22 protein-coding genes are annotated in these 23,941 nt (G+C 65.6%); 14 read left to right on the top strand and 8 right to left on the bottom strand.

Features of this window, described 5'->3' with window-relative positions; all coding sequences use genetic code 11:
- The first annotated feature begins 47 nt into the window (after positions 1-47).
- Positions 48-269, top strand: a complete 222-nt coding sequence (locus KPL81_RS05795) for a hypothetical protein (RefSeq protein WP_209476290.1) — start codon at positions 48-50, stop codon at positions 267-269.
- Positions 270-305: 36 nt separating this feature from the next.
- Here KPL81_RS05795 and KPL81_RS05800 read toward each other — a convergent pair whose 3' ends face one another.
- Both KPL81_RS05800 and soxR read right to left on the bottom strand, forming a co-directional pair.
- Positions 306-935, bottom strand: a complete 630-nt coding sequence (locus KPL81_RS05800) for a glutathione S-transferase family protein (protein ID WP_219791040.1) — start codon at positions 933-935, stop codon at positions 306-308.
- Between the two features lie 76 nt (positions 936-1,011).
- The gene (gene soxR, locus KPL81_RS05805; RefSeq protein WP_240549072.1) at positions 1,012-1,461 is read right to left on the bottom strand and encodes a redox-sensitive transcriptional activator SoxR; all 450 of its coding nucleotides are present in this window, start codon (positions 1,459-1,461) and stop codon (positions 1,012-1,014) included.
- 264 nt (positions 1,462-1,725) lie between these two features.
- On the opposite strand from soxR, the gene KPL81_RS05810 reads away from it, so the two are divergent.
- Positions 1,726-3,618: an ABC transporter ATP-binding protein gene (locus tag KPL81_RS05810; RefSeq protein WP_219791041.1), complete on the top strand. Its 1,893-nt coding sequence runs from the start codon at positions 1,726-1,728 to the stop codon at positions 3,616-3,618.
- A gap of 19 nt (positions 3,619-3,637) precedes the next feature.
- On the opposite strand, the gene KPL81_RS05815 is transcribed toward KPL81_RS05810, so the two are convergent.
- Positions 3,638-4,615 (bottom strand): LysR family transcriptional regulator, encoded by a 978-nt coding sequence (locus tag KPL81_RS05815; RefSeq protein ID WP_209476298.1) that lies wholly within the window; start codon positions 4,613-4,615, stop codon positions 3,638-3,640.
- 313 nt (positions 4,616-4,928) lie between these two features.
- Between KPL81_RS05815 and KPL81_RS05820 the strand changes: the two genes are divergently transcribed.
- From KPL81_RS05820 to aroQ, 6 genes are all read left to right on the top strand, one after another.
- Positions 4,929-6,140 (top strand): efflux RND transporter periplasmic adaptor subunit, encoded by a 1,212-nt coding sequence (locus KPL81_RS05820; RefSeq protein ID WP_219791042.1) that lies wholly within the window; start codon positions 4,929-4,931, stop codon positions 6,138-6,140.
- 99 nt (positions 6,141-6,239) lie between these two features.
- Positions 6,240-9,413 (top strand): efflux RND transporter permease subunit, encoded by a 3,174-nt coding sequence (locus tag KPL81_RS05825; protein WP_209476302.1) that lies wholly within the window; start codon positions 6,240-6,242, stop codon positions 9,411-9,413.
- Positions 9,406-10,884, top strand: coding sequence for an efflux transporter outer membrane subunit (locus tag KPL81_RS05830; protein WP_240549073.1), 1,479 nt, complete (start codon positions 9,406-9,408; stop codon positions 10,882-10,884). Before KPL81_RS05825 ends, KPL81_RS05830 begins: the two co-directional genes overlap by 8 nt.
- Before the next feature lie 271 nt (positions 10,885-11,155).
- Positions 11,156-12,556, top strand: a complete 1,401-nt coding sequence (dbpA, locus tag KPL81_RS05835; protein ID WP_219791043.1) for an ATP-dependent RNA helicase DbpA — start codon at positions 11,156-11,158, stop codon at positions 12,554-12,556.
- Positions 12,557-12,583: 27 nt separating this feature from the next.
- Positions 12,584-13,486, top strand: coding sequence for a PA4780 family RIO1-like protein kinase (locus KPL81_RS05840; protein ID WP_219791044.1), 903 nt, complete (start codon positions 12,584-12,586; stop codon positions 13,484-13,486).
- A gap of 53 nt (positions 13,487-13,539) precedes the next feature.
- The gene (gene aroQ / locus KPL81_RS05845) at positions 13,540-14,133 is read left to right on the top strand and encodes a gamma subclass chorismate mutase AroQ (protein WP_219791045.1); all 594 of its coding nucleotides are present in this window, start codon (positions 13,540-13,542) and stop codon (positions 14,131-14,133) included.
- A 12-nt stretch (positions 14,134-14,145) separates the two neighbouring features.
- On the opposite strand, the gene KPL81_RS05850 is transcribed toward aroQ, so the two are convergent.
- From KPL81_RS05850 to KPL81_RS05860, 3 genes are all read right to left on the bottom strand, one after another.
- Positions 14,146-14,925, bottom strand: a complete 780-nt coding sequence (locus tag KPL81_RS05850) for a molybdopterin-binding protein (RefSeq protein WP_219791046.1) — start codon at positions 14,923-14,925, stop codon at positions 14,146-14,148.
- Positions 14,909-15,790 carry a cytochrome b/b6 domain-containing protein gene (locus tag KPL81_RS05855; RefSeq protein ID WP_219791047.1) on the bottom strand — a complete coding sequence of 294 codons (882 nt, stop codon included), beginning with the start codon at positions 15,788-15,790 and terminating at the stop codon, positions 14,909-14,911. The genes KPL81_RS05850 and KPL81_RS05855 overlap by 17 nt, the downstream gene beginning before the upstream one ends.
- Positions 15,791-15,879: 89 nt before the next feature.
- Complete coding sequence (locus tag KPL81_RS05860; RefSeq protein WP_219791048.1) at positions 15,880-16,170, bottom strand: hypothetical protein; 291 nt, start codon at positions 16,168-16,170, stop codon at positions 15,880-15,882.
- Positions 16,171-16,360: 190 nt separating this feature from the next.
- On the opposite strand from KPL81_RS05860, the gene KPL81_RS05865 reads away from it, so the two are divergent.
- Positions 16,361-17,125: a response regulator transcription factor gene (locus KPL81_RS05865; protein ID WP_209476312.1), complete on the top strand. Its 765-nt coding sequence runs from the start codon at positions 16,361-16,363 to the stop codon at positions 17,123-17,125.
- Entirely contained in the window at positions 17,122-18,597 is a 1,476-nt protein-coding gene (locus KPL81_RS05870; RefSeq protein WP_219791049.1) for a sensor histidine kinase, read from the top strand. Before KPL81_RS05865 ends, KPL81_RS05870 begins: the two co-directional genes overlap by 4 nt.
- A 16-nt stretch (positions 18,598-18,613) precedes the next feature.
- Here KPL81_RS05870 and KPL81_RS05875 read toward each other — a convergent pair whose 3' ends face one another.
- On the bottom strand, positions 18,614-19,363 hold the full coding sequence (locus tag KPL81_RS05875) for an NAD(P)H-dependent oxidoreductase (RefSeq protein ID WP_219791050.1): 750 nt from the start codon (positions 19,361-19,363) through the stop codon (positions 18,614-18,616).
- Between the two features lie 128 nt (positions 19,364-19,491).
- Here KPL81_RS05875 and KPL81_RS05880 point away from each other — a divergent pair, with 128 nt between their 5' ends.
- The 3 genes from KPL81_RS05880 to KPL81_RS05890 all read left to right on the top strand — a co-directional run bounded on the left by KPL81_RS05880 (position 19,492) and on the right by KPL81_RS05890 (position 22,545).
- Entirely contained in the window at positions 19,492-20,532 is a 1,041-nt protein-coding gene (locus KPL81_RS05880; protein ID WP_219791051.1) for a zinc-dependent alcohol dehydrogenase family protein, read from the top strand.
- A 20-nt stretch (positions 20,533-20,552) separates the two neighbouring features.
- Positions 20,553-21,452, top strand: coding sequence for a LysR family transcriptional regulator (locus KPL81_RS05885; RefSeq protein ID WP_240549074.1), 900 nt, complete (start codon positions 20,553-20,555; stop codon positions 21,450-21,452).
- Between the two features lie 85 nt (positions 21,453-21,537).
- Entirely contained in the window at positions 21,538-22,545 is a 1,008-nt protein-coding gene (locus tag KPL81_RS05890) for a zinc-dependent alcohol dehydrogenase family protein (RefSeq protein WP_219791052.1), read from the top strand.
- Here the strand turns inward: KPL81_RS05890 and KPL81_RS05895 are convergent.
- On the bottom strand, positions 22,542-23,351 hold the full coding sequence (locus KPL81_RS05895; protein WP_240549075.1) for a helix-turn-helix domain-containing protein: 810 nt from the start codon (positions 23,349-23,351) through the stop codon (positions 22,542-22,544). The genes KPL81_RS05890 and KPL81_RS05895 overlap by 4 nt on opposite strands.
- Positions 23,352-23,613: 262 nt before the next feature.
- On the opposite strand from KPL81_RS05895, the gene KPL81_RS05900 reads away from it, so the two are divergent.
- Positions 23,614-23,934 (top strand): DUF1330 domain-containing protein, encoded by a 321-nt coding sequence (locus tag KPL81_RS05900; protein ID WP_219791053.1) that lies wholly within the window; start codon positions 23,614-23,616, stop codon positions 23,932-23,934.
- The last annotated feature ends 7 nt before the right edge of the window (positions 23,935-23,941 follow it).

Below are 23,941 nucleotides of genomic sequence, written 5' to 3' on the forward strand. Positions count from 1 at the left end.
ACGGGATGACGGTCGTCTGAATAGCCAACCAACGGAAGGAGGACATCATGACACAGACGGTAACGGCAACCTATCTGGATCTCATGAAGGCCACCAACGCCTACGACGAGCTTATCTCCAAGAATTTTCCGCGCGAGAAGCTCCACTTCGACAAGGAGGCCAATCAGATCAAGGTGATCGTGCCGGACGAATCGAAACCGGAGGCGGAGGAGATTCTCAGCCGCCATCAACCGGACGATCTCTGGTCTCGTCCCTTCGAACAGCACTGAGTCGTCACCCTTGTCGTACGGCTGAACACTTCACGTTCAGAGGGGGCTTGCGTTCTGGCGTGCGGCCTGTGCATCGAGCGAGCTGGCACGCCGGTACGCCTCGCGCTCACTGACCCGTGCCCAGTAGTCGGCAAAGGCGGGACATGACTCCAGGCTGCCGAACTGAAGCCCCCAACCGATGTGTGAACCGAGATAGACATCGGCAGCGCTGAAGTGCGGGCCGGCAATGAACTCGTGAGCGCTGACGGCTACCTCGAGGGTTTCCAGTACCGATTCGATGCTGCCATAGCCGACCCTGCCCTGCTGCGCGATATTGGGCTCCATTCCCAGGTCGCGATCGGTGATGGCGGCCTCCAGCGGGCCCGCGGCGAAGAACAGCCAGCGGTAATAGGCGCCGCGTTCGGCGAGAGGCGGCGCCAGGCCGGCTTCGGGAAAGGCATCCGCCAAGTAGGCGCAGATGGCGGCACATTCGGTCACCACCGTTTCGCCGTGGCGTATCGCAGGTACCTTGCCCATGGGATTGATGGCAAGGTACTGGGGGGACTTCATGGGGGAGCCGAACGCCACGACCTCGGTATGGTAGGCAGCGCCGACCTCCTCGAGCATCCAGCGGGCGATGCGCCCCCGGGACATGGGGTTCGTATAAAGAATCAGTGGGTCGGTCATGGCGGGTCCCTCCAAGCGCGCTTAGCTCAAGATAGCAGGTCCCGTCGGTAACGTAACAGAACGGTTAAACGGTAGTTCAATCGGGCTCGAGCAGGCGTGGCCCCGAGCCCTCGGCGGCCAGCTGGTCTTCAGGGTTGCGCAGTGGGCAATCCTCCATCGACAGGCAGCCGCAGCCGATGCAGTGGTCTAGCTGGTCGCGCAACTGGGCGAGACGGGTAATCCGCTCGTCCAGGGCGTGTCGCCAATTCGTCGAGAGCCGCTTCCAGTCGGCGGCGGTGGGGGCGCGAAAGTCCGGCAGGTCCTCGAAGGCGGTACGGATCTCGGCCAGGGGAATGCCGGTACGCTGGGCGACCTTGATGATCGCCACACGACGTAGCACGTCGCGCGAGAAGCGGCGCTGATTGCCGGCGTTGCGGCGACTCTTGATCAGCCCCTTGGCCTCGTAGAAGTGAATGGCGGATACCGCCAGGCCGCTGCGTTTCGCGACTTCGCCGACGCTGAGATCGCGTTGGAGGTGGGCTGGCATCTTCCGTCTCCCTGGCTTCGTCTGGGGAGTCGTTTTTAGCGTTTCATCAGGCATTGGGCAAGCCATCCAGGAGAAACAAGTTTACCGATAAGCGTTCATGATGGGTAAAATCAGCAAGTTTGATTTTTCCCTCGTGCACGAGACTCGTAAGGTTTCAGCTCGCTGACTTTAAATTATTTTCTTGCTCTTCTTGACCTCAATTTAAGTTTAGGTTTTAGCCTGCAGCCTGTCATCTTTCGTACTTCCCCTGACGATGGAGTTGTCATGTTCCGTTACTTCGAAACACTGGTGAACCCCTATCCCTCGGGGCAGAGCGGGACACCGCCGCGAGGGCTCGGCGCGTTCATCCTGCATTTCTCGCGTCCGCTGTTGCCGCTGCTGGTGGCGATGGCGCTGTTGACGGCGCTGGTGTCCGCTGCCGAAGTGGTGTTCTTCAGCTACATGGGCGATCTGGTGGACTGGCTGTCGGGGGCCGAGCGCGAGGGATTCTTCGCCGAATACGGCTGGCGTCTGGCCGGCATGGCGGCCTTGGTGGCGGTCGGCCTGCCGCTGTTGACTCTGCTGCAGTCGCTGGTGATGCATCAGGGCATCTTCGGCAACTATCCCATGCTTGGCCGTTGGCTGGCGCACCGCCACATGCTCAGCCAGAGCCTGGCCTTCTATCAGGACGAGTTCGCCGGACGCGTCTCGCAGAAGGTGATGCAAACGGCGTTGGCGATCCGCGAGACGGTCACCAAGCTGCTCGACCTGATGGTCTACGTACTGGTCTATTTTGCCGGCGCCATGCTGGTGATGGGGCAAGCCGAGCCCTGGCTGATGCTGCCGCTGGTGGTGTGGCTCGTGGGCTACGTGGCGATCCTGCGCCACTACGTGCCGCGGCTGCGCCGGGTTTCCATGCAGCAGGCCGATGCGCGGGCGGTGATGACCGGGCGTATCGTCGACAGCTACAGCAACATCCAGACCATCAAGCTGTTCGCCGACACGCGGCGTGAGCAGGGCTACGCCCGCGAAGCCATGGAGCAGTTCATGGTGACTGTACACCGCCAGATGCGCCTGGCCACGGGACTCACCGTGAGCCTGACGCTGCTCAACTCGCTGCTGCTGGCCGGTGTGGCGGCCGTGGCCATCAGCGCCTGGTACCTCGAGGCCGTGTCGCTGGGCATCATCGCCGTGGCCATTGCCTTGGTGATGCGCATTCGCTTCATGTCCAACTGGATCCTGTGGGAAGTGGCGGGGCTTTTCGAGAACATCGGCACGGTACAGGACGGTATCAACACCATCGCCCGTGAGCCGGCGGTCAAGGACGTGCCCGGTGCCGGCGAGCTCACGGTGCCGCGTGGCGAGATTCGCTTCGAGGCGCTGCGCTTCGGCTATGCACGCCCCGACGGCGAGACCAACCGGGTCTTCGATGGCCTCACGCTGAACATCGCCCCAGGGGAGAAGGTCGGGCTAATCGGCCGCTCGGGGGCCGGCAAGTCGACCCTGGCCAACCTGCTGCTGCGCTTCTACGACCTGGAGGGCGGCCGCATCCTGATCGATGGTCAGGATATCGCCGGCGTCACCCAGGAGTCGCTGCGCCGCAAGATCGGCATGGTCACCCAGGACACCTCGCTGCTGCACCGCTCGGTGCGCGACAACATCCGCTATGGCAGCCCCGACGCCAGCGAAGAGGAGATCTGGGAAGCGGTGCGCCGCGCCCATGCCGATACGTTCATTGACGAACTGGTGGATCTCGAAGGGCGTCGCGGTCTGGATGCCCATGTCGGCGAGCGTGGGGTCAAGCTCTCCGGGGGCCAGCGGCAACGCATCGCCATCGCCCGGGTGCTGCTCAAGAACGCCCCGATCCTGGTGCTCGACGAGGCCACTTCGGCGCTCGACTCCGAGGTGGAGGCGGCCATCCAGGAGCAGCTCTATGCCCTGATGGAAGGCAAGTCGGTGATCGCCATTGCCCATCGGCTGTCGACCATCGCCATGCTCGATCGTCTGGTAGTCATCGACGAAGGTGTCATCGTCGAGAGCGGTACCCACCAGGAGCTGCTGGCAAATGGCGGCCTCTACGCCTCGCTTTGGCGGCGTCAGTCGGGTGGCTTCCTGGGGTTGGATACCGAGGAGGAAAGCGAACGCGGGCGTGGAGAGCCGCTGGACGTGGCGCCCTGAAATGCGGCGCCTGGTCGAATCATGCGGTTTCGTCGATGGCCTCGGCCGGTGCGTCGGTGGACACCGGAGGCCGCCACGGCTCGGGCGCCGACAGGCTCTCGATCCGCATGCTCTCGACCACGAAGTCGACGAAGGTACGCACCTTGGGCGAGATGAGCTGACCGCCCGGGAAGACGGCATTGAGCTCCACTTCGGGGCCCTCCCAGCCTTCGAGGATGCGCCGTGGCCGCGTGGCTTCCGCAGCGAGGCAGACGACGAATTCATTGGCGAGCATGATGCCCTGGCCATCTTCGAGCATGCCGCGCAGGGCGAAGGGATCGTTGGCGATGGCGACCGGGTCGACTTCCACCTCGACGCTTTCCTGGCTCGCGCTGTTGCGTAGCTGCCAGACATGTCGTTGGCCGCGCTGGTCCATGGCCTTGGCCAGCACGGCATGAGAAGCCAGGTCCGCCGGTGTGCGAGGTTCGCCATGGCGAGCGAGGTAACTCTCGCTGGCGTAGACGAACGAGCGGAAGCGGGCCAGGGGGCGGGCCACCAGGCTGGAGTCCGGCAGGGCGCCGACCCGCAGGGCGACGTCGATCTGGTTGGCGACCAGGTCGAGGCGCTCGTTGGAGAGCACCAGCTCGATGCGCACCTGGGGGTGCAGCTGGCGGAAATCCCGTATCAGTACCGAGGTGAACTCGGTGCACATGGTGAAAGGGGCAGTGACCCTGAGCCAGCCGCGCGGACTCTCCTCGAGGTGATGCACGGCCTTCTCCGCCTCGCCGAGGTCGCGGGCGATGCGATTGCAGTAATCGAAGTAGATGGCGCCGGCTTCGGTCAGGCTCAGCCTGCGGGTGGTGCGGTTCAGCAGACGGGCACCGAGGCGGCGTTCCAGGTCCTGCACCTTGCGGCTGACGGTGGTCTTTCCAAGGCGCAGCTGCTTGGCGGCGGCGATGAAGCTGCCCTGCTCCACGACCTTGGCAAAGATCAGGGCATCGTTGAGGTCTTGCAGCATGGTCGTTGTCCTGTGCCGTGCTTGCAATGTCAGGGGAGGGCAACACTGCAGGGCGAGAGTCGACGAGAACGGCCGCACGGGAACTGTCCCGCCAATGGGACAGTATTTCCCTATTGGCCCGACTAATCAAGTGACCGGTAACCCGATATGGTGATGGTCGGCAAAGTGGCAGCTGTCGATTTATCACTCCGACAAACGACATTAATTAAAATAGGCAGAAAGAATTAAGAATAGTGAAGCAGGGGGCGAGCATCGCTGGCTGAAAAGAATACCGACACTGCTAATTGCGATTTGTACTGGGAGAGTGGAAACAATGAACGTCCACAAGATGTTCGCGAATCGAGACGGCCGGCGAGCGTTCATGGTTACCGCCATGTTGGCCGGTCTCGTCGTTCTGACAGGATGTGAAAGCCAGGCCGATGACCAGGGAAATGCCGAGCAGGGGCCACCGCCGCCCCAAGTCAGCGTGGCCCAGGTGCTGGTCGAGAACGTAGAGCTGTGGGATGCCTTCACCGGGCGTATCGAAGCGGTGGAAACCGTCGACCTGCGGCCGCGCGTGTCGGGCTACATCGAGAGTGTCAATTACACCGAAGGCCAGGAGGTCGAGAAGGGCGAGGTGTTGTTCACCATCGACCCGCGACCCTACCGTGCCGAGCTGGAGCGGGCCGAAGCCGAGCTGCAGCGGGCCCAGGCTCGCGCCGAGCTGGCGCGCAGCGAAGCCGCCCGGGCCGAGGCGTTGGCCCAGAGCCGCTCGATCTCGCGCGAGGAACTGGACCAGCGGCGTGCCGCGTCGGCTACCGCCGAGGCCGACATTCTCGCCGCCCGGGCCATTGCCGAAACGGCCAGGCTCAACATGGAATTCACCGAAGTGCGCGCGCCCATTGCCGGGCGTGCCGGCCGGGCATTGGTCACGCCGGGCAACCTGGTCTCCGAGGCCTCGCCGTTGACCCGAATCGTCGCCCTCGACCGGGTGCACGTGCACTTCCACAGCGACGAGCTGGCCTACCTGCACTACGACGCCATGGCACGCAACGGCAGCCAGGCGAGCTTCCGCGAGGGCGGCATTCCGGTACGCGTGGGGTTGGCCAACGACGAGGACTACCCCTACCGCGGCGAGGTCGACTTCGTCGACAACCGCCTTGATGCCGAGGCGGGCACCATTCTTACCCGCGCCGTGCTCGACAACAGCGAAGGCCGCTTCGCCCCGGGCATGTACGCCCGCGTACAGCTGCTGGCGGGGAGCGCCGAGGACACCCTGCTGATCGACGACAAGGCGGTGCTCACCGACCAGGACCGCAAGTACGTCTATGTGGTCGACGAGGAGGGGCGCGCCATGCGCCGCGACGTGCAGCTGGGCCGCATGGCCGACGGACTGCGTGTCGTCGCCGCCGGTCTCGAACCCGGCGACCAGGTGGTCGTGAACGGCGCCCAGCGGATCTTCTTCCCCGGCATGCCGGTGGCGGCGGAGAGCGTAGACATGCGCGGCCAGGCCGAGGGAGGCAACGAGCTGGCCGCCACGCACTGACTGCCAGGCTCCACTGCCCGATGTAACAGAACAAGCGCTATAAACCCTGAACGATCTTCGGCGCGGACGTGGCTGTCCGCGCCGGGAGGGAGTCTTGTCATGGATTTCGCCAAGTTCTTCGTCGACCGGCCGATCTTCGCCGCGGTGCTGTCGATCCTGATCTTCATCGCCGGTGCCATCACCATCCCGCTGCTGCCGGTCAGCGAGTATCCCGACGTGGTGCCGCCCACCGTGCAGGTGCGTGCGGTCTATCCCGGGGCCAACCCTAAGGAGATCGCCGAGACGGTGGCGACACCGCTGGAGGAGGCAATCACCGGGGTCGAGGACCTGATGTACATGAAATCGGTGGCTGGCTCCGACGGGGTGTTGGCGATGACGCTGACCTTCCGCCCCGGTACCGACCCCGACGAGGCCCAGGTCCAGGTGCAGAACCGTGTCGCCCAGGCCCAGGCGCGGCTGCCCGAGGCGGTGCGCCGCCAGGGGGTGACCACCGACAAGCAGTCGCCCGACCTGACCATGGTGCCGCAGCTGATCTCACCCGACGGCCGCTATGACAGTACCTACCTGCGCAACTATGCGGCACTGCACGTGCGCGACGAGCTGGCGCGCCTGCCCGGGGTGGGCCAGGCGATGCTGTTCGGTGCCGGCGATTACGCCATGCGGGTGTGGATCGATCCCGATCGAGCCGCCGCGCGCGGACTCACCGCGGGCGACATCATCGCCGCCATCCGCGAGCAGAACGTACAGGTCTCAGCGGGACAGCTCGGCGCACCGCCGACGCCGACCACGTCGGACTTCCTCATCTCGATCAACGCCCAGGGCCGGCTGACCACCGAGGAGGAGTTCGGCGACATCGTGGTCAAGGCGGGTAGCGATGGGCAGATCACCTATCTCTCGGACGTGGCGCGCATCGAGCTCGGCGCCGCCGAGTACTCGCTGCGTTCGCTGCTCGACAACCAGCAGGCAGTCGCCATCGGCATTTTCCAGGCCCCCGGCTCCAACGCCATTGCACTCTCCGATGCGGTACGCGAGAAGATGGAGGAGCTTTCCCAGCGCTTCCCCGAGGGCGTGGAGCACACCATCGTCTATGACCCCACGGTGTTCGTCCGCGACTCGATCAAGTCGGTGATCAAGACGCTGCTCGAGGCGGTGCTGCTGGTGGTGCTGGTGGTCACGCTGTTCCTGCAGACCTGGCGCGCCTCGGTGATCCCGCTGCTGGCGGTGCCGGTGTCGATCGTGGGTACCTTCGCCGTGCTCTACCTGCTCGGCTTCTCGATCAATACCCTGACGCTGTTCGGCCTGGTGTTGGCCATCGGCATAGTGGTCGATGATGCCATCGTGGTGGTGGAGAACGTCGAGCGCAACATCGAGGAGGGGCTCGCCCCGCTGGCGGCGGCCCACCAGGCCATGCGCGAGGTAAGCGGTCCGATCATCGCCATCTCGGTGGTCTTGTGCGCAGTATTCGTGCCGATGGCTTTCCTCGAAGGCGTCACCGGACAGTTCTATCGCCAGTTCGCAGTGACCATCGCCATCTCCACGGTAATCTCGGCGGTCAATTCGCTGACGCTGTCGCCGGCGCTGGCGGCCATGCTGCTCAAGCCCCACGATGCGCCGAAGGATCGCCTGTCGAGAGTGATCGACTTCCTGTTCGGCTGGCTGTTCCGCCCCTTCAACCGCTTCTTCGCTGCAAGCTCTCGAGGGTATCAGCGTGGCGTGGGGCGCAGCCTGCGTCGGCGTGGCGCGGTGTTCGCCGTCTACGCGCTGCTGCTGGCCGGCACCGGCGTAATGTTCCAGATGGTGCCGGGCGGTTTCATTCCCACCCAGGACAAGATGTACCTGATCGGTGGCGCCAAGCTGCCCGAGGGGGCCTCGCTCGACCGCACCGAGGCGGTAATCCGCCGCATGACCGATCTGGCACTGGAAACCGAAGGCGTGAGCTCGGCGGTAGCCTTCCCCGGGCTCAACCCGCTGCAGTTCACCAACACGCCCAATACCGGCACGGTGTTCTTCGGTCTCGACCCGTTCGAGTCGCGCTCGCGCAGCGCCGAGGAGATCGTCGGCGAGCTCAACGGCAAGTTCGGTTCCATGCAGGAGGCGTTCAGCTTCGCCTTCACCCCGCCGGCGATCCTCGGCATCGGTTCGGGGTCGGGCTTCTCGCTATTCATCCAGGATCGCGCCGGGCTGGGCTACGGTGAACTGCAGCAGGCCGTCGACGGCTTCAGCGGTGCGCTGATGCAGACGCCGGGCATGGGCTACCCGATCACCTCCTACCAGTCCAACGTGCCCCAGCTCGACCTGCACGTCGACCGGGTCAAGGCCAAGACCCAGGGCGTTGCGCTGACCGACCTGTTCGAGACCCTGCAGGTCTATCTCGGCTCGGTCTACGTCAACGACTTCAATCGCTTCGGGCGCACCTGGCAAGTGATGGCCCAGGCCGACGGCGACTACCGCATGGACGTGGAGAACATCGATCGCCTGCGCACCCGCAACGCCTACGGCGAGATGGTGCCGATCGGCAGCATGATCCGTGTCGACCGGACCTTTGGTCCCGATCCGGTTATCCGCTACAACGGCTACCCGGCGGCCGATCTGATGGGCGAAGCTGACCCGCGGATCCTGTCGTCGAGCCAGGCCATTGAGGTGGTCGAGCAGCTTGCCCCGGCAGTGCTGCCGGCGGGCATGGGCTTCGAGTGGACCGACCTGAGCTACCAGCAGGTCAACCAGGGCGGGGCGGCACTGGTGGTGTTCCCGCTCGCCATCCTGCTGGTGTTCCTGGCCCTGGCCGCGCTTTACGAGAGCTGGACGCTGCCGCTGGCGGTGATCCTGATCGTGCCGATGTGCATGCTCTCGGCGCTGATCGGCGTGAAGCTCACCGGCGGTGACAACAACATCTTCGTGCAGGTGGGCCTGGTGGTGCTGATCGGCCTGGCGTGCAAGAACGCCATTCTGATCGTCGAGTTCGCTCGTGAACTGGAGCTGCAGGGGCGTGGCATCGTCGAGGCGGCGCTGGAGGCGTGCCGCCTGCGCCTGCGCCCGATCATCATGACCTCGATCACCTTTACCGCCGCGGTGGTGCCGCTGATGCTGGCCGGCGGTGCCGGCGCCGAGGTACGCCAGGCGCTGGGCACGGCGGTGTTCGCCGGCATGCTTGGCGTGACCCTGTTCGGCCTGTTCCTCACCCCGGTGTTCTACGTTGCCCTGCGCAAGCTGGTTACGCGTGGGCAGGCAGAGCCCGGCGACGCACAGCCCGTGGAGGGGGCTTACCATGCTTGATCTGGCCAAACGCAAGAGAACCATGCGTAACCTGATGCCGTTGCCGCTCGCCCTCGCGCTGGCCGCCTGTGCGGTAGGGCCCGACTACCGAGCACCGGCCCTGCCTGAATCGGCCAGCCTGGTGCGTGCCGAGCCGGGGCTGGTCACGACGCAAGCCGTCGAGCGCGACTTCTGGCGTAGCTTCGACGATCCGCTGCTGAGCGAACTGGTCGAAGAGGCCTTCGACGCCAACCACGACCTGCGCATTGCCCTGGCCCGCCATGATCGCAGCCTGGCACTGCTGCGGCAGTCACGTCGCGACCTGGCGCCCAGTGTTACCGCCGAGGCCGGTGCCGCCCACCAGCGTGCCAGTGCCGACCAGATGCCACAGGCAACGCGTTCCCAACGTGACTTCGAAAGTTACGACGCCGGCGTCGCCGCGCTGTGGGAGCTCGATTTCTTCGGCCGCGTGCGCCGCGCCGTGGAGGCTCAGCAGGCAGAGGTCGAGGCTTCTGCCGCCGATCTGCGCGCCATGCAGGTGGTGGTGGTTGGCGAGCTGGTCGATCAGTACATGCGCCTGCGCGGCCTGCAGGAGCAGCTGCGCGTGGCCGAGGCCAACGCCGAGAATCAGCGCGAGTCGCTGGCACTGGTCGATGCGAGGTTGGAGGCCGGACGCGGCACCGAGTTCGACAGCGTGCGCGCCCGGGCGCAGCTCGAGAGCACGCTTGCGCGCCTTCCGGCACTGGAAGGGGAGATTGCCGCCATCATCCATCGCCTGGCGGTGCTGACTGGGCGCGAGCCGGGAGCGCTGATCGCCAGATTGGAGCAGCCGGCACCGATGCCGACGTTGCATGACCAGGTGGCCGTCGGGCTTCCCGGCGAGCTGCTGCGTCGGCGTCCCGATATCGCCGCGGCCGAGCGGCGCCTGCATGCCGCTACCGCCAGCATCGGCGTGGCCACCGCCGACCTCTATCCGCGTTTCACCCTGAGCGGGCTGCTCGGCACCCAGGCCGCCAGCACCGGCGACCTGTTCAGCCGCGACAGCGAAACGCGGCTGGTGGCGCTGGGCGTGGATTGGTCGTTCCTCGACAGTGGCCGGGTGCGCGCGCGCATGGCCGCCGCCGATGCCGATGCCGAAGCCAATCTGGCGCGCTACGAGCAGACCGTGCTGCTCGCGCTGGAAGAGGCCGAGACGGCACTCGCCCGCTACGCCCAGGCACTGCGCGAGCGAGAACACCTGGAGGCCGCTGCCGAGGCCAGCGCCGAGGCAGCCCGCCAGGCGCGGGTACGTTTCGAGGTGGGGGTGATCGACTTCCTCGAAGTGATCGATGCCGAACGTTCGCGCCTGGACGCCGAGGACGGCCTGGCCCAGAGCAACGTGCGTGCCGCCACCGCCCTGGTGGGGCTCTACCGCGCGCTGGCCGGCGGTTGGGAGGAGCGCATGGACGAGCCGCGCCAGGCGAGTGTCGAATCTGTGCTGACCTCCACCTGAGGAGGGCAAGCCTCTGGCTTGCCCTTTGAAGACGAACCGGCACGGTGTGCGCCGTGCCGGTTCATGTTGTCGCATGCCCCTCCCGGCCCCCTTCCTGTCATGATCGCCCCAGTAAGCACTCGCTGACCTGCAACGGTCGAGAAGGCTACACCATCCCCCAGTTTCTGGTATGCTGCCTGCCTTCCTTTTACCCTCGGTTCGTGCCTTCAGGCACTGCCGCTTCGCTTGCTGCCCGCCTCGGCATCGCTCAATTTCTTTCAGGTCTCTTTCCGTGTCCGACTCCTCCAACGACGGGGTTTTTGCCTCGCTGCCGCTGGCGCCAGAATTGCTGGCCAATCTCGATTCGCTCGGCTACCACGCCATGACGCCGATCCAGGCCGCAAGCCTGCCTCCGGTGCTGGCGCGGTGTGACGTGATCGCCCAGGCCAGGACCGGCTCGGGCAAGACCGCCGCGTTCGGCCTGGGGCTGCTTTCACGCCTCGAGATAACGCGTTTCCAGGTTCAGGCGCTGGTGCTATGCCCCACCCGTGAGCTGGCCGACCAGGTGGCCGGCGAGATCCGGCGGCTTGCACGCACATTACCCAACGTCAAGGTGCTGACCCTATGCGGCGGGGCTCCCCTGGGCCCGCAGCTCGCCTCCCTGGCGCATGGTGCGCATGTGATAGTGGGCACTCCAGGCAGGGTGGAGGAGCATCTACGCAAAGGCTCGCTCGACCTCGCTGCACTCGAGACCCTGGTGCTGGACGAAGCGGACCGCATGCTCGACATGGGCTTTCAGCCCAGCCTGGAGGCGATCGTCGCCGCGACGCCGGCCAGCCGTCAGACCCTGCTGTTCAGCGCCACCTTCAGCGGCGAGATTCGGGCCGTCGCCCAGGGGCTGATGCGCGACCCGGCCGAGGTGGCGGTGAGCGAAAGCCATGACGAAAGCACCATCAGCCAGCGCGTCTACCGGGTGGCGGACGAAGCCGAGCGCTTCGAAGCCCTGCGTGGGCTGCTGTTGCAGCACCGGCCGCATTCCAGCGTGGTGTTCTGCAATACCAAGCGCGAGACCGATGAGGTCGCCGAGGCCCTCTGCGCGGCGGGTTTCGCCGCCTTGGCGCTGCATGGCGATCTGGAGCAGCGCGATCGCGAGCGTATCCTGGTGCTGTTCGCCAACCACAGCGCCTCCATCCTGGTGGCCACCGACGTGGCAGCTCGCGGGCTGGATATCGCCGCGCTGGATGCGGTATTCAATTACCAGATCGCCCGCGACCTCGAGGTTCACGTACATCGCGTCGGGCGAACCGGCCGTGCCGGCGGCTCCGGCATCGCCTGCACCCTGGTCAGCGAGAGCGAGGCCTATCGCCTCGAGCGGCTCAACGAGTTCCTCGGCGAAGCATTGGAGAAAGCACAACTGCCGCCGCGCAGCGTGCTGGCGCGGGAGCCGTTCCTGCCGGCGATGGCCACGCTGCAGCTCGACGGCGGCAAGAAGCAGAAGGTGCGCCCCGGCGATATCCTCGGTGCCTTGACCGGCGAGGGTGGCATCGAGGGCACCCAGGTTGGCAAGATCAAGGTATTGGAGCGCAGCGCCTACGTGGCCGTGCAGCGCGAGGTCGCCAAGGCGGCGCTCGCACAACTCGGTACCGGGAAACTCAAGGGGCGCACGTTTCGCGCCCGGCGTGTCAGTCGCTGACTCGTCGCGGAATAAAGAGGGGGGAAGGTGAAGATACCCAAGCGATTGCAGCCGTTGGTGGACGACGGCCTGATCGAGGCGGTCGAGAGCCAACTGATGAGCGGCAAGGAGGCCCAGGTCTTTGTCGTACGCTCCCATGGCGAGCGGCGCTGCGCCAAGGTCTTCAAGGAGGCGAAGCAGCGCAGCTTCAAGCAGGCGGTGCAGTACCAGGAGGGGCGCCGCGAGCGCAACAGCCGCCGCTCACGGGCCATGGCCAAGAAGACCAAGTACGGCCAGAGGGAGCAGGAACAGGCCTGGCTCAACGCCGAGGTCGATGCTCTCTATCGGCTGGCGGCGGCGGACGTGCGGGTGCCGCAGCCCTACGGCTTCATCGACGGCGTGTTGCTGATGGAGATGATCAGCGATGCCGAGGGCTTCACTGCCCCGCGGCTGGATGACGTGACCCTGAGTGCCGATCAGGCCCGCGAGTACTACGCCAAGATCCTGCGCGACGTGGTCAAGATGCTGTGCGCCGGCCTGGTGCACGGCGATCTTTCCGAGTTCAACGTGCTGCTGGCCGCCGACGGTCCGGTAATCATCGACCTGCCCCAGGCGGTGGACGCCGCCGGCAACAACAGCGCCGAGTGGATGTTCGAGCGCGACGTCGACAACATGCGGCGCTACTTTGGCCGCTTCGCCCCGGAGCTGCTCGGTACCGACTATGGCAAGGAGATCTGGTCGCTCTATGAAGCCGGCGAGCTGCATCCGGAGAGCCCGCTGACCGGCTGCTTCGAGCATGATGATCGTGCGGTCGACATCAGTGAACTGATGGGCGTGATCGACGATGTCCGCGAGGAGGAGGCGTACCGTCAGGGGATGCGCAACCGCGGCGACGAGCCCGGCGTGGAGGAGGCCGCCGAGGAGTGGCGGGAATCCCAGCGGGAGCGTTGAGCCGAATTGGAGTACCCTTTCGAAGCATCTCCAATAACCGAGCGAGGATCGCCATGTCGTTGCGTAAGACGTTGCCCATTCATCCCGGACGCTGGCTTGCGATTGCCTTGGCCCTGCTGTTGGCCGGGTGTCAGATGCAGCCGCCGGAGCCGCCCGACGAGGACAAGGCGGCCATCGACCGCATGCTGGGACTGCTCGACGAGCGGCTCGACGTGGCGCCGTTGGTGGCCCAGTCCAAGTGGAACAGTGGCGCGCCTATCGAGGCGCCCGAACGCGAGGCGCAGATCCTCGACCAAGTGGCGGAGGATGCCGAAGCCGCTGGCGTCGACGAGGATTTCGCCCGGCGCTTCTTCGAGAAGCAGTTCGAAGCCAGCAAGCAGATCCAGCGGCGCCTTCACCATCAATGGCTGCAGGAGGGGCGCTCGACCTTCGCCGACCCGCCCGACCTCGCCGAGGAGGTGCGCCCGGTGCTGGATCGCCTGACCCCGCAGCTCATCGATTCACTGGCCGACATACAGCGTATCGCCGCGGTCGAAGGTTCAGGGCGCTATCTTGAGCGGCGCGCGGCGGAGCTGGTTCAGGACGACTTCGATGGCGAGCCGCGTAACGTCTCGATCCAGCCGTTGTTGGAGCGCCTGGCACGGTAGTGCTTGGCTAGCTTATATCCCTGCCCACCACTCGTAGCCGCGGTCCTCCCAATAACCGCCCCGGCCGCGGCCGAGGTGGGCGAAGCTCTCCACCAGTTCGATGCGCATCACATACTTGGCCATCTTGTAGCCGAGCTGGCGCTCGGCTCGCAGCCGAACCGGGGCACCGTTGGCGATGGGCAGGTCGCGGCCGTTCAGGCCATAGGCCATCAGCGTTTGTGGATGGTAGGCCTCGATCATGTCCAGGCTTTCGTAGTAGGCGTCGCCGCCGCGGTAGCGATCGGCACAGTGAAAGACTACGAAGCGCGCCTCGTCCCGCACCCCGACCTGGTCCAGCAGGTCGCCGAGTACCACCCCGGTCCATTGGCCGATGCAGCTCCAGCCCTCGACGCAGTCGTGGCGAGTGATTTGGGTACGCGAGGGCATGCTCCGCAGCTCATCGAGCGAAAAGCGCTGCGGACGCTCGACCAGCCCGTCGATCGTCAGGCGCCAGTCGCGGAAACCGTTGGCTGCCAGGCGTCGGTAGGCGGCCTCCTGCGGGTTGGTGGTGCCGTTGGCGCGAAAGGTCGGCGCGATGTCCTCGAGCGAGTATTCACGGGCGAGGGATTCGCGCGAGGCCAGCAGGCGCTGGGCTTTCTGCGTCAGGGCACTGCTAGCATCGAACAGCCGGCCCATGGTGTCGCTACGCGACAGCCGGTCGCAACCCGTCAGCAGCACGGCGGACGCGGCCAGCAGCGAGCGGGTCAGAAAGCGTCGACGCCGAGGATCGGTGGGGCTATTTTTGCTGTTCATCGAAGTGAGCCTCCTCGCTTGCGGGCAGGGCCGGGGGTAAGCGGTAGCGCCCGGTGATCATCGAGCGCAAGTTGTTGGCGACGCCGGAGACCAGCACCAGCACGATGTGGATCAGGAAGAACCCCACCAGGGCCAGGGCGCATAGGAAGTGGATCGTGCGTGCGCTCTGGCGGCCGCCGAAGATATCCAGCAACCATGGCCAGGCGGCATCCATGGTTGGTGACATGGTCAGCCCGGTCAGCACGACCAACGGCATGACGATGAACAGCACCTGCAGGTAGGCAAGCTTCTGCAGCAAGTTGTAATGGCGCGCTTCCTCACCGCGCGGAAAGCGCAGCCGCAGGTGGTCGTAGAAAGTATGGTGGAGGGTTCGCCATTCCTGACGGCGTGGCAGCAAACGTCGCCTTAGCTGACCGCTGAGCACCAGATACGCCAGGTAGGCGATCAGCATGGGAGCGAAGACCCAGGCGGCGAGAAAGTGCCATTGGCGACCGGAGGAGAGCCAGCGCGGGCCGGGCAGGGTCGCCCAGGCCGGGAAAGCACGTCGTTCACGGGCTTCATCCGGGCCGGAAAGGCCCAGCACCCCGGTAGTATCGAAACGGTAGGGGCCGACTTGGGTGATGCCGCGCAACTCGCCGTCGTCATCCGTCGCGGCGCGAATCGATAGCGCCGGGCTGGCGAAACTGGAATCCTTGCCCCAATACAAGGCGGGGTGGGCATTGAAGATCTGCAGGCCACTCATCAACAACACCAACAGACAGGCGGCATTGACCCAATGCCAGACCCGTGTGAAGGCGCCGTGTCTCTTGATGACCGTGGCAGTTTGGTTCCTGTTCGTGTAAATGAATGAGTTGAAGACACGCATCGCGGCACCCTCCTGCGAGCGAAGATCGAGAAAATCGGCCGGTGATGGGAAGTCACAGACGAGCACCGGCCGATACCGCGAGCCGTGCTTCACATGGCATCGTCATCCGACATCATGTCGTCTTCCTCCTCCATCATGTGATCGTCTTCCTCCATCATTGCGCCATCGTCATGCATGGCATCTTCTTCCATCATCGCGCCTTTCTCTTGCATGGCATCGCTGTCCGTGGCGTCACTGCCCATTTCATCGCCGCTCATGGCCTCATGCTCCATGCTGTCGCTTTCCATGGGCTCGTCGGCCAGGGCGGCGGTCGGCAGCAGCAGCGCCGTGGCGAGTAGGGTGGCAAACAGCGCGGTCTTGGGACGGTTCAACGGGTTCATCGGTTTGCACCTCTTGTTTGGATTGGCCGCCAGCGTTATGCCGGAGCGGCAAGGGTCACACTAGTCAGGCGCCGCCATGGGTTCATCACGGAACCATCACGTCGTGATATCTTTTCTCGTGATAATTTCGTGATGTAGCAGCGTCGCTGTCGTTCTAGAGTGGACGCAGGCAACGGGCGGGAGTCTGGCGATGAGCTATCGAATCCTCTGTGTCGAGGACAATGCCGAAATTGGCAGGCTGCTCACCGAATCGCTGGAGGCGGCAGGGTATGCCTGTGACTGGGTTCGCGACGGCGAGGCGGCGCTGGCATTGCTCGGTGCCGAGGCGGCGGGAGTACGTTATGACCTGGTGACGCTGGACTTGATGCTGCCCGGGGTGGATGGCCTGGAAGTGTGCCGCCAGCTACGTCGTCGCGACAGCTTGACGCCGGTGCTGATGGTGACTGCCAAGGCGGCGATCCGCGACGTGGTGGTGGGGCTGGAGATCGGCGCCGACGATTACGTTACCAAACCCTTCGCCATGCCGATCCTGATGGCCCGGATCCAGGCCCTACTGCGCCGCGGTCAGCGCCAGGCACCCAGTGACGACGGCATCGTCAGCACGCCGCCGCTGGTCTGCGGCCCGCTGGTCATCGATGCCGACCGGCACCGGGTCCAGCTCGATGGCAAGCCGCTTCAGCTCACAGGCAAGGAGTTCGCGCTGCTCTCGCTCTTCGCGCGCCATCCCGGGCGCAGCTTCAGTCGCGGCGAACTGCTCGATCATGTCTGGGGCGAGGAATTCGATGGCTACGACCACACCGTGAACACTCATATAAATCGTCTGCGCAGCAAGATCGAAGTCGACCCGGCCAGACCGCGTTTCATTCAGACCGTCTGGGGCGTGGGCTATCGCTTCGCCGAGACATCGGAGTGCCAGGGCTCGCCGCCGTCCGGGCCGGGCGCCGAGCGCTCATGAGGGGATTGCTGCGCCGTTGCGGGCGGCTGGGTCGCAGCCTCTATGCGCGTATCGCGCTGGTCTACCTGACCAGCCTGTTGCTGCTGTCGGTGGCCACCGCCTGGATCGCCATCAGCCAGTTCAACCAGCTCACCCGGGAACTGCAGCAGCGGATGGAGATCGATCTCGCCAAGAATCTCGCCCAGGTCATTCAGCCGGCCTTGTGGCAAGGTCCCGGAAGCGCTGCCGCACGCGACATGGCCCGCCATATTCTGTCGATCAATCCCTCTTTGTCGCTGTATGTGCTCGACGAGCAGGGCAGGGTAATCGCCGACTACGCCGAGCCGGCCTGTGGACTGGGACGACGGATCGAGGTTCGGGCGCTGGAAACCTTGCTTAGTGAAGAGCCGATGCTGCCCGTGCTGGCGACGGCGCCCTGCGGTGACGAACCGGGAATCTTCTCCGTCGCGCCCATCTTGCATGGTGAGGCACGCCGCCAGGGCTTTCTTTACGTCGATCTCGCCAATGCCGGCCAAGCGTCGATGTTCTCCATGCTGCGAACCAGCTCCATTACCCGCACCCTGGTCGCGGCCGGGCTGATGGCGCTGCTGGTGTCGGGGGTCTTCGGCCTGGTGTGGTTCGCGCTGTTGACCCGGCGCTTCTCGCGCTTGACCACGGCGGTACAGCGATTTGCCAACGGCGACTACGGGCAGCGCATTGCCGCGCCCCGCGACGACGAGCTGGGTCGCCTGGCCCGGGCCTTCAACGACATGGCCGGGACCATCGAGGCACAGCTCCAGGCCATGCGTGAGACAGATCGCCAGCGGCGTGAGCTGGTAGCCAACCTTTCGCACGACTTCCGCACGCCGCTGACTTCGCTACGTGGCTATGCCGAACAGCTGCTGGTCGCGGAAGCCGCCGACGAGGGCCGCCGGCGAATGCTGACGGCAATTCTCGACAATGCCGACCGCCTGACCCGTCTCGCGCAGCAGCTCTCGACCCTGGCGCGGCTGGACGCCGACCACCGCCCCCTGCAGTGCGAGCCGTTTGCGCTGGCCGAGCTGGCCCACGACATCGTCGGCAAGTTCCAGCATCAGGCCCGCGAGGCCGGCATCTCGCTGACGGTAACCTGCGACCCCTCGCTGCCCCAGGTCGAGGCCGACCTGGGGCTGATCGACCGCCTGTTGGCCAACCTGATCGACAATGCCCTGCGCGCCACCCCCGCCGGGGGCTGGGTGCGTCTCGACGCCGAAGCGTTGCCGCAGGGGGTGCGGTTGGTGGTGATCGACAACGGCGTCGGTATCGCCGAGGAGGAGTTGCCGCTGGTCTCCCAGCGCTTCTACCGCACCCGGGCCAGCCTCGCCAGGGGCGATGGCTCGGGGTTGGGGCTGTCGATCGTACGTGAGATCTGCGAACGGCACGGGGTAGCATGGAAGATCGTCAGCGCACCGGGGAAGGGCACCGAGGTGAGCGTCATCCTGCCCCGTGCGTGACGCTTACCCCGGGCATTCACAAGCGCCAGCTCTCGGGGTGCCCCGCCTTGAGCGTGCCCTGCTCGTCCCAGTCGTCCCAGCCGGCGAAGGGAATCGGCGCCTCGCCGTCGAGCCTTTCCAGCCGCCTTGCCCAGGCCGCCTTCTCCGCTTCCAGACGCTCACGGAACGCCGCCTCGTCCTGGTAGCTCAGCCCGCCGCCCTGCACCCCGTAGGTGACCTGGGGCGGCAGCACGCTAACGCCCAGATAGTAAAGCGAGTAGTGGATTGGCCACAGCAGTGCCACGATATGGCCGCTGCGGCCATGCCGGGTGAAGGTCGGCGCCGGGGCGCCGGTGGTCACCGACAGCAGCACCCGCTTGTCGGGAAAACGCCCCCGGTCGTAGCGCATGCGGCCGGAGTAGAGCCCGCCGTAGACGAACACTCGGTCGAACCAGCCCTTGAGCATGGCCGGCTGGGCGTGCCACCACAGCGGGAACTGCAGGATCACCAGGTCGGCATGCTCGAGCCGCTCGATTTCGCGCTGCACGTCGGCGGGCAGGGTGCCGCCTTCGAAGGCGCTACGCTGCTCGGTAAGGGGCAGGAACGCCTCCGGTTCGGCACGGTCGGTGTAATGAACCGGGCTCTCCAGCGGATCGAAACCTTCGGCGTAGAGATCCGAGACCTCGACGCGGTAGCCCTGCCGTTGCAGGGTCTCGACGGCGACGTCCTTCAGGGCGCCGTTGAAGGAGTGGGGTTCGGGGTGGCAGAACACGATCAGGGCATGCATCTTGGGTCTCCGCTTCGCTGGCCTACGTGATGCTTGGCTTCAGGCTATGCTGTACGCTGACGATCCGATATTCCCTAAAAACGACAACCGACTTTGCATATCTGAACAGCCTGCTAGGGAGGACCTTGATGAAAGCCGTGGTCTACGAGGCCTTTTCCGCTCCACCGCAAATCCAGCACCTGCCCGACCCGACGCCGGAAACACACGGCGTGGTGGTCAAGGTTATGGCGACGGGCGTTTGCCGCAGCGACTGGCACGGTTGGATGGGGCACGATCCCGACATCCGACTTCCCCATGTCCCGGGGCACGAGCTGGCGGGCATCGTCGAGGCGGTGGGCAAGGACGTGACGCAATGGCGTGTAGGCGATCGCGTCACGGTGCCGTTCGTCGGCGGCTGTGGTAGCTGTCCCGAATGCTACTCTGGGAATCACCAGGTCTGCGATAGTCAGTTCCAGCCGGGCTTCACCCATTGGGGCTCCTTCGCCCAGTACGTCGGCATCCATCATGCCGACATCAACCTGGTGGCCTTGCCGGAGACGCTGGACTTCGCCACGGCGGCCAGCCTGGGCTGTCGCTTCGTAACCTCGTTTCGCGCCGTGGTCGACCAGGGCAAGGCATCCGCCGGGCAGTGGGTGGCGGTACACGGCTGCGGTGGCGTCGGCCTTTCCGCGATCATGATCGCCAACGCCGTGGGTGCTAATGTCGTGGCCATCGATATTTCGGAAGACAAGCTCGAGCTGGCCCGTGAGCTGGGCGCGGTTGCCAGCGTGAACGCGAGCGAGGTGGCGAGCGTTGCCGAGGCGGTCATCGAGATAACGCGGGGCGGCGCCCACGTATCGCTGGATGCGCTGGGACACCCCGCCACCTGCTTCAACTCGATCAGCAATCTGCGCAAGCGCGGCAAGCACGTTCAGGTCGGGCTCATGCCGGCCGATCACAGCACGCCGGCCATTCCGATGAGCAAGGTCATTGCCCACGAGCTCGAGATACTCGGCAGCCACGGCATGCAGGCTCATCGCTACGGCGCCATGCTCGAAATGATCCAGACCGGGAAGCTTTCGCCCGAGAAGCTGGTTGGCCAAAGGATCGACCTGGAGCAGTCGATCGAGGTGCTGACGAGCATGGACAGGTTCCAGGGCGTCGGCGTGACCGTGGTCACCGAATTCTGAGCAGTGACCGGAGCCGCGCCATGCCGGCGACCGATGAGGGCAAAATCGTGACGGAACAGTCGCTGCACTGGGACGACCTGCGCGTGGTGCAGGCCATCTTCGAGGCGGGCTCGCTCTCCGGCGCCGGACGGCGGCTGGGAGCCAGCCATGCCACGGCCTTTCGCCGCCTGAACGCCATCGAGCGACGCCTGGGCGTGGCGCTGTTCGAGCGCTCGCGCACGGGCTACGTGCCGACCCCGGCAGGAGAGGACCTGGCGGCTACCGCGGCCCGTGTGGAGGCCGAGGTGTTGGGTGTCGAGCGCCGCGTGGCGGGGCGAGACCTGCGCCTCTCCGGCAGCATTCGCGTGACTACCACCGATACGCTGCTGATGGGGCTGCTGTCGCCGATCTTCGCCGGCTTCCAGCGCGCGCATCCCGAGATCGTGCTCGAGGTGGCGGTCTCCAACGAGCTGTTCAATCTCTCCCAGCGCGATGCCGACGTGGCGGTGCGGCCCTCGTCGTCGCCGCCGGAGCATCTGGTGGGGCGACGGATCGGTACCATCGCGCAGGCCGTCTATGCTCGCGGCGATGGCGCTGTCGATGCCTGGGTCGGGCCGGACCGTCACCTGGGCTATGCCGCGCTCGACGCCTGGATGTCCGAGAAAGGGGCCAACGAGCACTGCCGTTATCGCGTCGACACCATGTTCGGCATGCTGGCCGCCGCCCGCGACGGGCTCGGCCGCGCCGTGCTGCCCTGTTACCTGGCCGACGTCGAACCGACGCTGGCCCGCCTCGGCGAGCCGATTCCCGAGCTCGCCACCGACCTGTGGCTGCTGACCCACCCAGACCTGCGTCGGGTGGCACGCATTCGCGCCTTCATGGCCTACGTCGCCGAGGCCGTGCAAGCCGAGCCTTGCCTCGAGGATGGACAAACAGGGTGAGCCTTGCGCTTCCGCCGGCATGATGGGCTAGGCTCTTGGCACTCTCAATGAAAGCGAAAGGCAATGAGGATAGAGGAGTGCCGAGATGAAAGTCGTGACCTTGAAGAGCCCAGGCGGGCTGGACCAGCTGCAAGTCGGCGAGCGCGAGGCGCCGGGTGAACCGGGGCCTGGCGAGATACGCGTACGCGTGCATGCCAGCTCGCTCAACTTCCATGACTACGGCGTGGTGGCCGGCAAGATGCCCACCGAGGATGGCCGCATTCCCATGTCCGACGGTGCAGGAGTGGTCGAGGCGGTGGGCGAGGGCGTCGAGGAGTTCGCCGTTGGCGATGCGGTGGTCTCTACCTTCTTCCCCTACTGGCTGGATGGGCCGGCGCGGGTCGGTGATTTCAAGACCACCCCCGGCGACGGTTTCGATGGCTACGCCCGCGAGCAGGTGATTCGTCCGGCCACCTGGTTCACCCATGCGCCACGGGGCTACAGTCACGAGGAAGCCGCTACGCTGACCACGGCGGGCCTCACCGCCTGGCGCGCGCTGGTGGTGGACGGCAACCTCAAGGCCGGCGACACCATCCTCACGCTGGGCACCGGCGGCGTTTCCATCTTCGCCCTGCAGTTCGCCAAGGCGATGGGGGCAAGGGTGATTTCCACCTCGTCTTCCGACGCCAAGATCGAAAGACTCAAGCAGCTCGGCGCCGATCACACCCTCAACTACAAGGCCCAGCCGGAGTGGGGCAGGAAGGTGAAGGCGCTGACCGACGGCCAGGGCGTTGACCATGTTATCGAGGTCGGCGGGCCGGGTACGCTGCCGCAGTCCATCGACGCCGTGCGCATCGGCGGTCATATCTCGCTGATCGGCGTGCTGACCGGGCGCGGCGGCGAAGTGCCCACCGCCAAGCTGATGGCCAAGCAGGCGCGCCTGCAGGGGCTGATCGTCGGCAGCCGTATCCACCAGCAGGAGATGGTGCGCGGCATCGAGGCCAGTGGCGTGCATCCGATCATCGACAGCACCTTCGCGCTCGATGAGATTGCCGATGCCTTCCGCCACGAGGAGGCGGGGAGGCACTTCGGCAAGATCTGCCTGTCTTTCTAGCCAATCGGCACGGGCGCGGCCAACTGCTGCAGCACTTCCTGGCTGGCCGCGTCCGCCGGGAAGAACGACTCGATGGCGAGTTCCTCCAGGGTGATGTCGAGCGGAGTGCCGAACACCGTGGTGGTACTCAGCAGCGACAGCACGCGGCCATCCGGCATGGCCAGCTCCAGCGGCACGACGATGCCGGCATGACTCGATTTCGAGGCCAGATGAGGGCGAGCCCCGGCCGGCACCGGGTAGCCCTTCAGCTCCTCGGCGAGTTCGATGAGCGCCGGGTCGGCGGTCGTCTCGGCCTGGCGTGCCAGTCGCTCGAGAATATGGGCACGCCATTCACGGAAATTGCCGATGCGCGGCGCAAGCCCCTGGGAATGCAGCGTGAGCCGCAGCACGTTGATCGGAGGCTTCAGCAGTTCGGCGTCGATGCCGTCGAGCAGCGCTTCGAGCGGCCGATTGGCCAGCAGCAAGTGCCAGTGGCGGTCGACGGCCAGCGCCGGGTAGGGGGCATGGCTCGCCAGCAGCCGCTCGATCACGCCGCGGACCGTCTCGAGTTCGGGCGCGTCGATAGGGCGTTCGCCGAAGGCCGGGGCGAAACCCGCGGCGAGCAGCAGCCGGTTGCGCTCGCGCAGAGGAATGCCCAACTGTTCGGCCAGGCGCAGCAGCATCTCCCGGCTGGGCGTGGCCCGTCCGGATTCGACGAAGCTCAGGTGGCGCTGGGAAATCTCGGCCTCGGCGGCAAGGGCGAGCTGGCTCAGCCGCCGCCGCTGGCGCCACTCCTTCAACAGCTGCCCGGGGGTAGGAGAAGTCATGGTCATGACGCCAGATTAGGGTAACGCTGCGCAAATGCCTACACGAGCGAATCGCTGCGTTGCGCGGTGCGCGGAATCCTCACATATACCCCATATGCTCCGGCTCCTGTGCTCCGTGCGCCTTGCGCTTCATCTCGCTCGGCTATTTGTCCAGCATTCCCCTCGCGTCAAGCGATATGCCTGGCTATTACCTCGCAGGTAATCGCCAGGCTGCGCGAGGTGGGTGAAGCTGGTGGCGAAACCCACCACAGGAGTATTTGCCATGACCGCCTACGCCATCGCCCGCCTGCAGGACGTCACCATGGGGCCGGAAATCGTCGAATACCTGGAAAGCATCGATGCCACCCTGGCGCCCTACTGCGGTCACTACCTGATCCACGGCGGCGCCACCGAGGTATTGGAGGGGAACTGGCAGGGCGATACGATCATGCTCAGCTTCCCAAGCCTGGAACAGGCCCGTGCGTGGTACCACTCCGAGGCCTACCGGCGCATCCTGCCGCTGCGTACCGCCAACGCCGTGGGCGACGTGATCCTGGTGGAAGGTGTGCCGGAAGGGCACCGGGGCATCGATATTCTCGGTTAGATCTCGG

Source organism: Billgrantia antri, from assembly GCF_019430905.1.
GTDB lineage: Bacteria > Pseudomonadota > Gammaproteobacteria > Pseudomonadales > Halomonadaceae > Halomonas > Halomonas antri.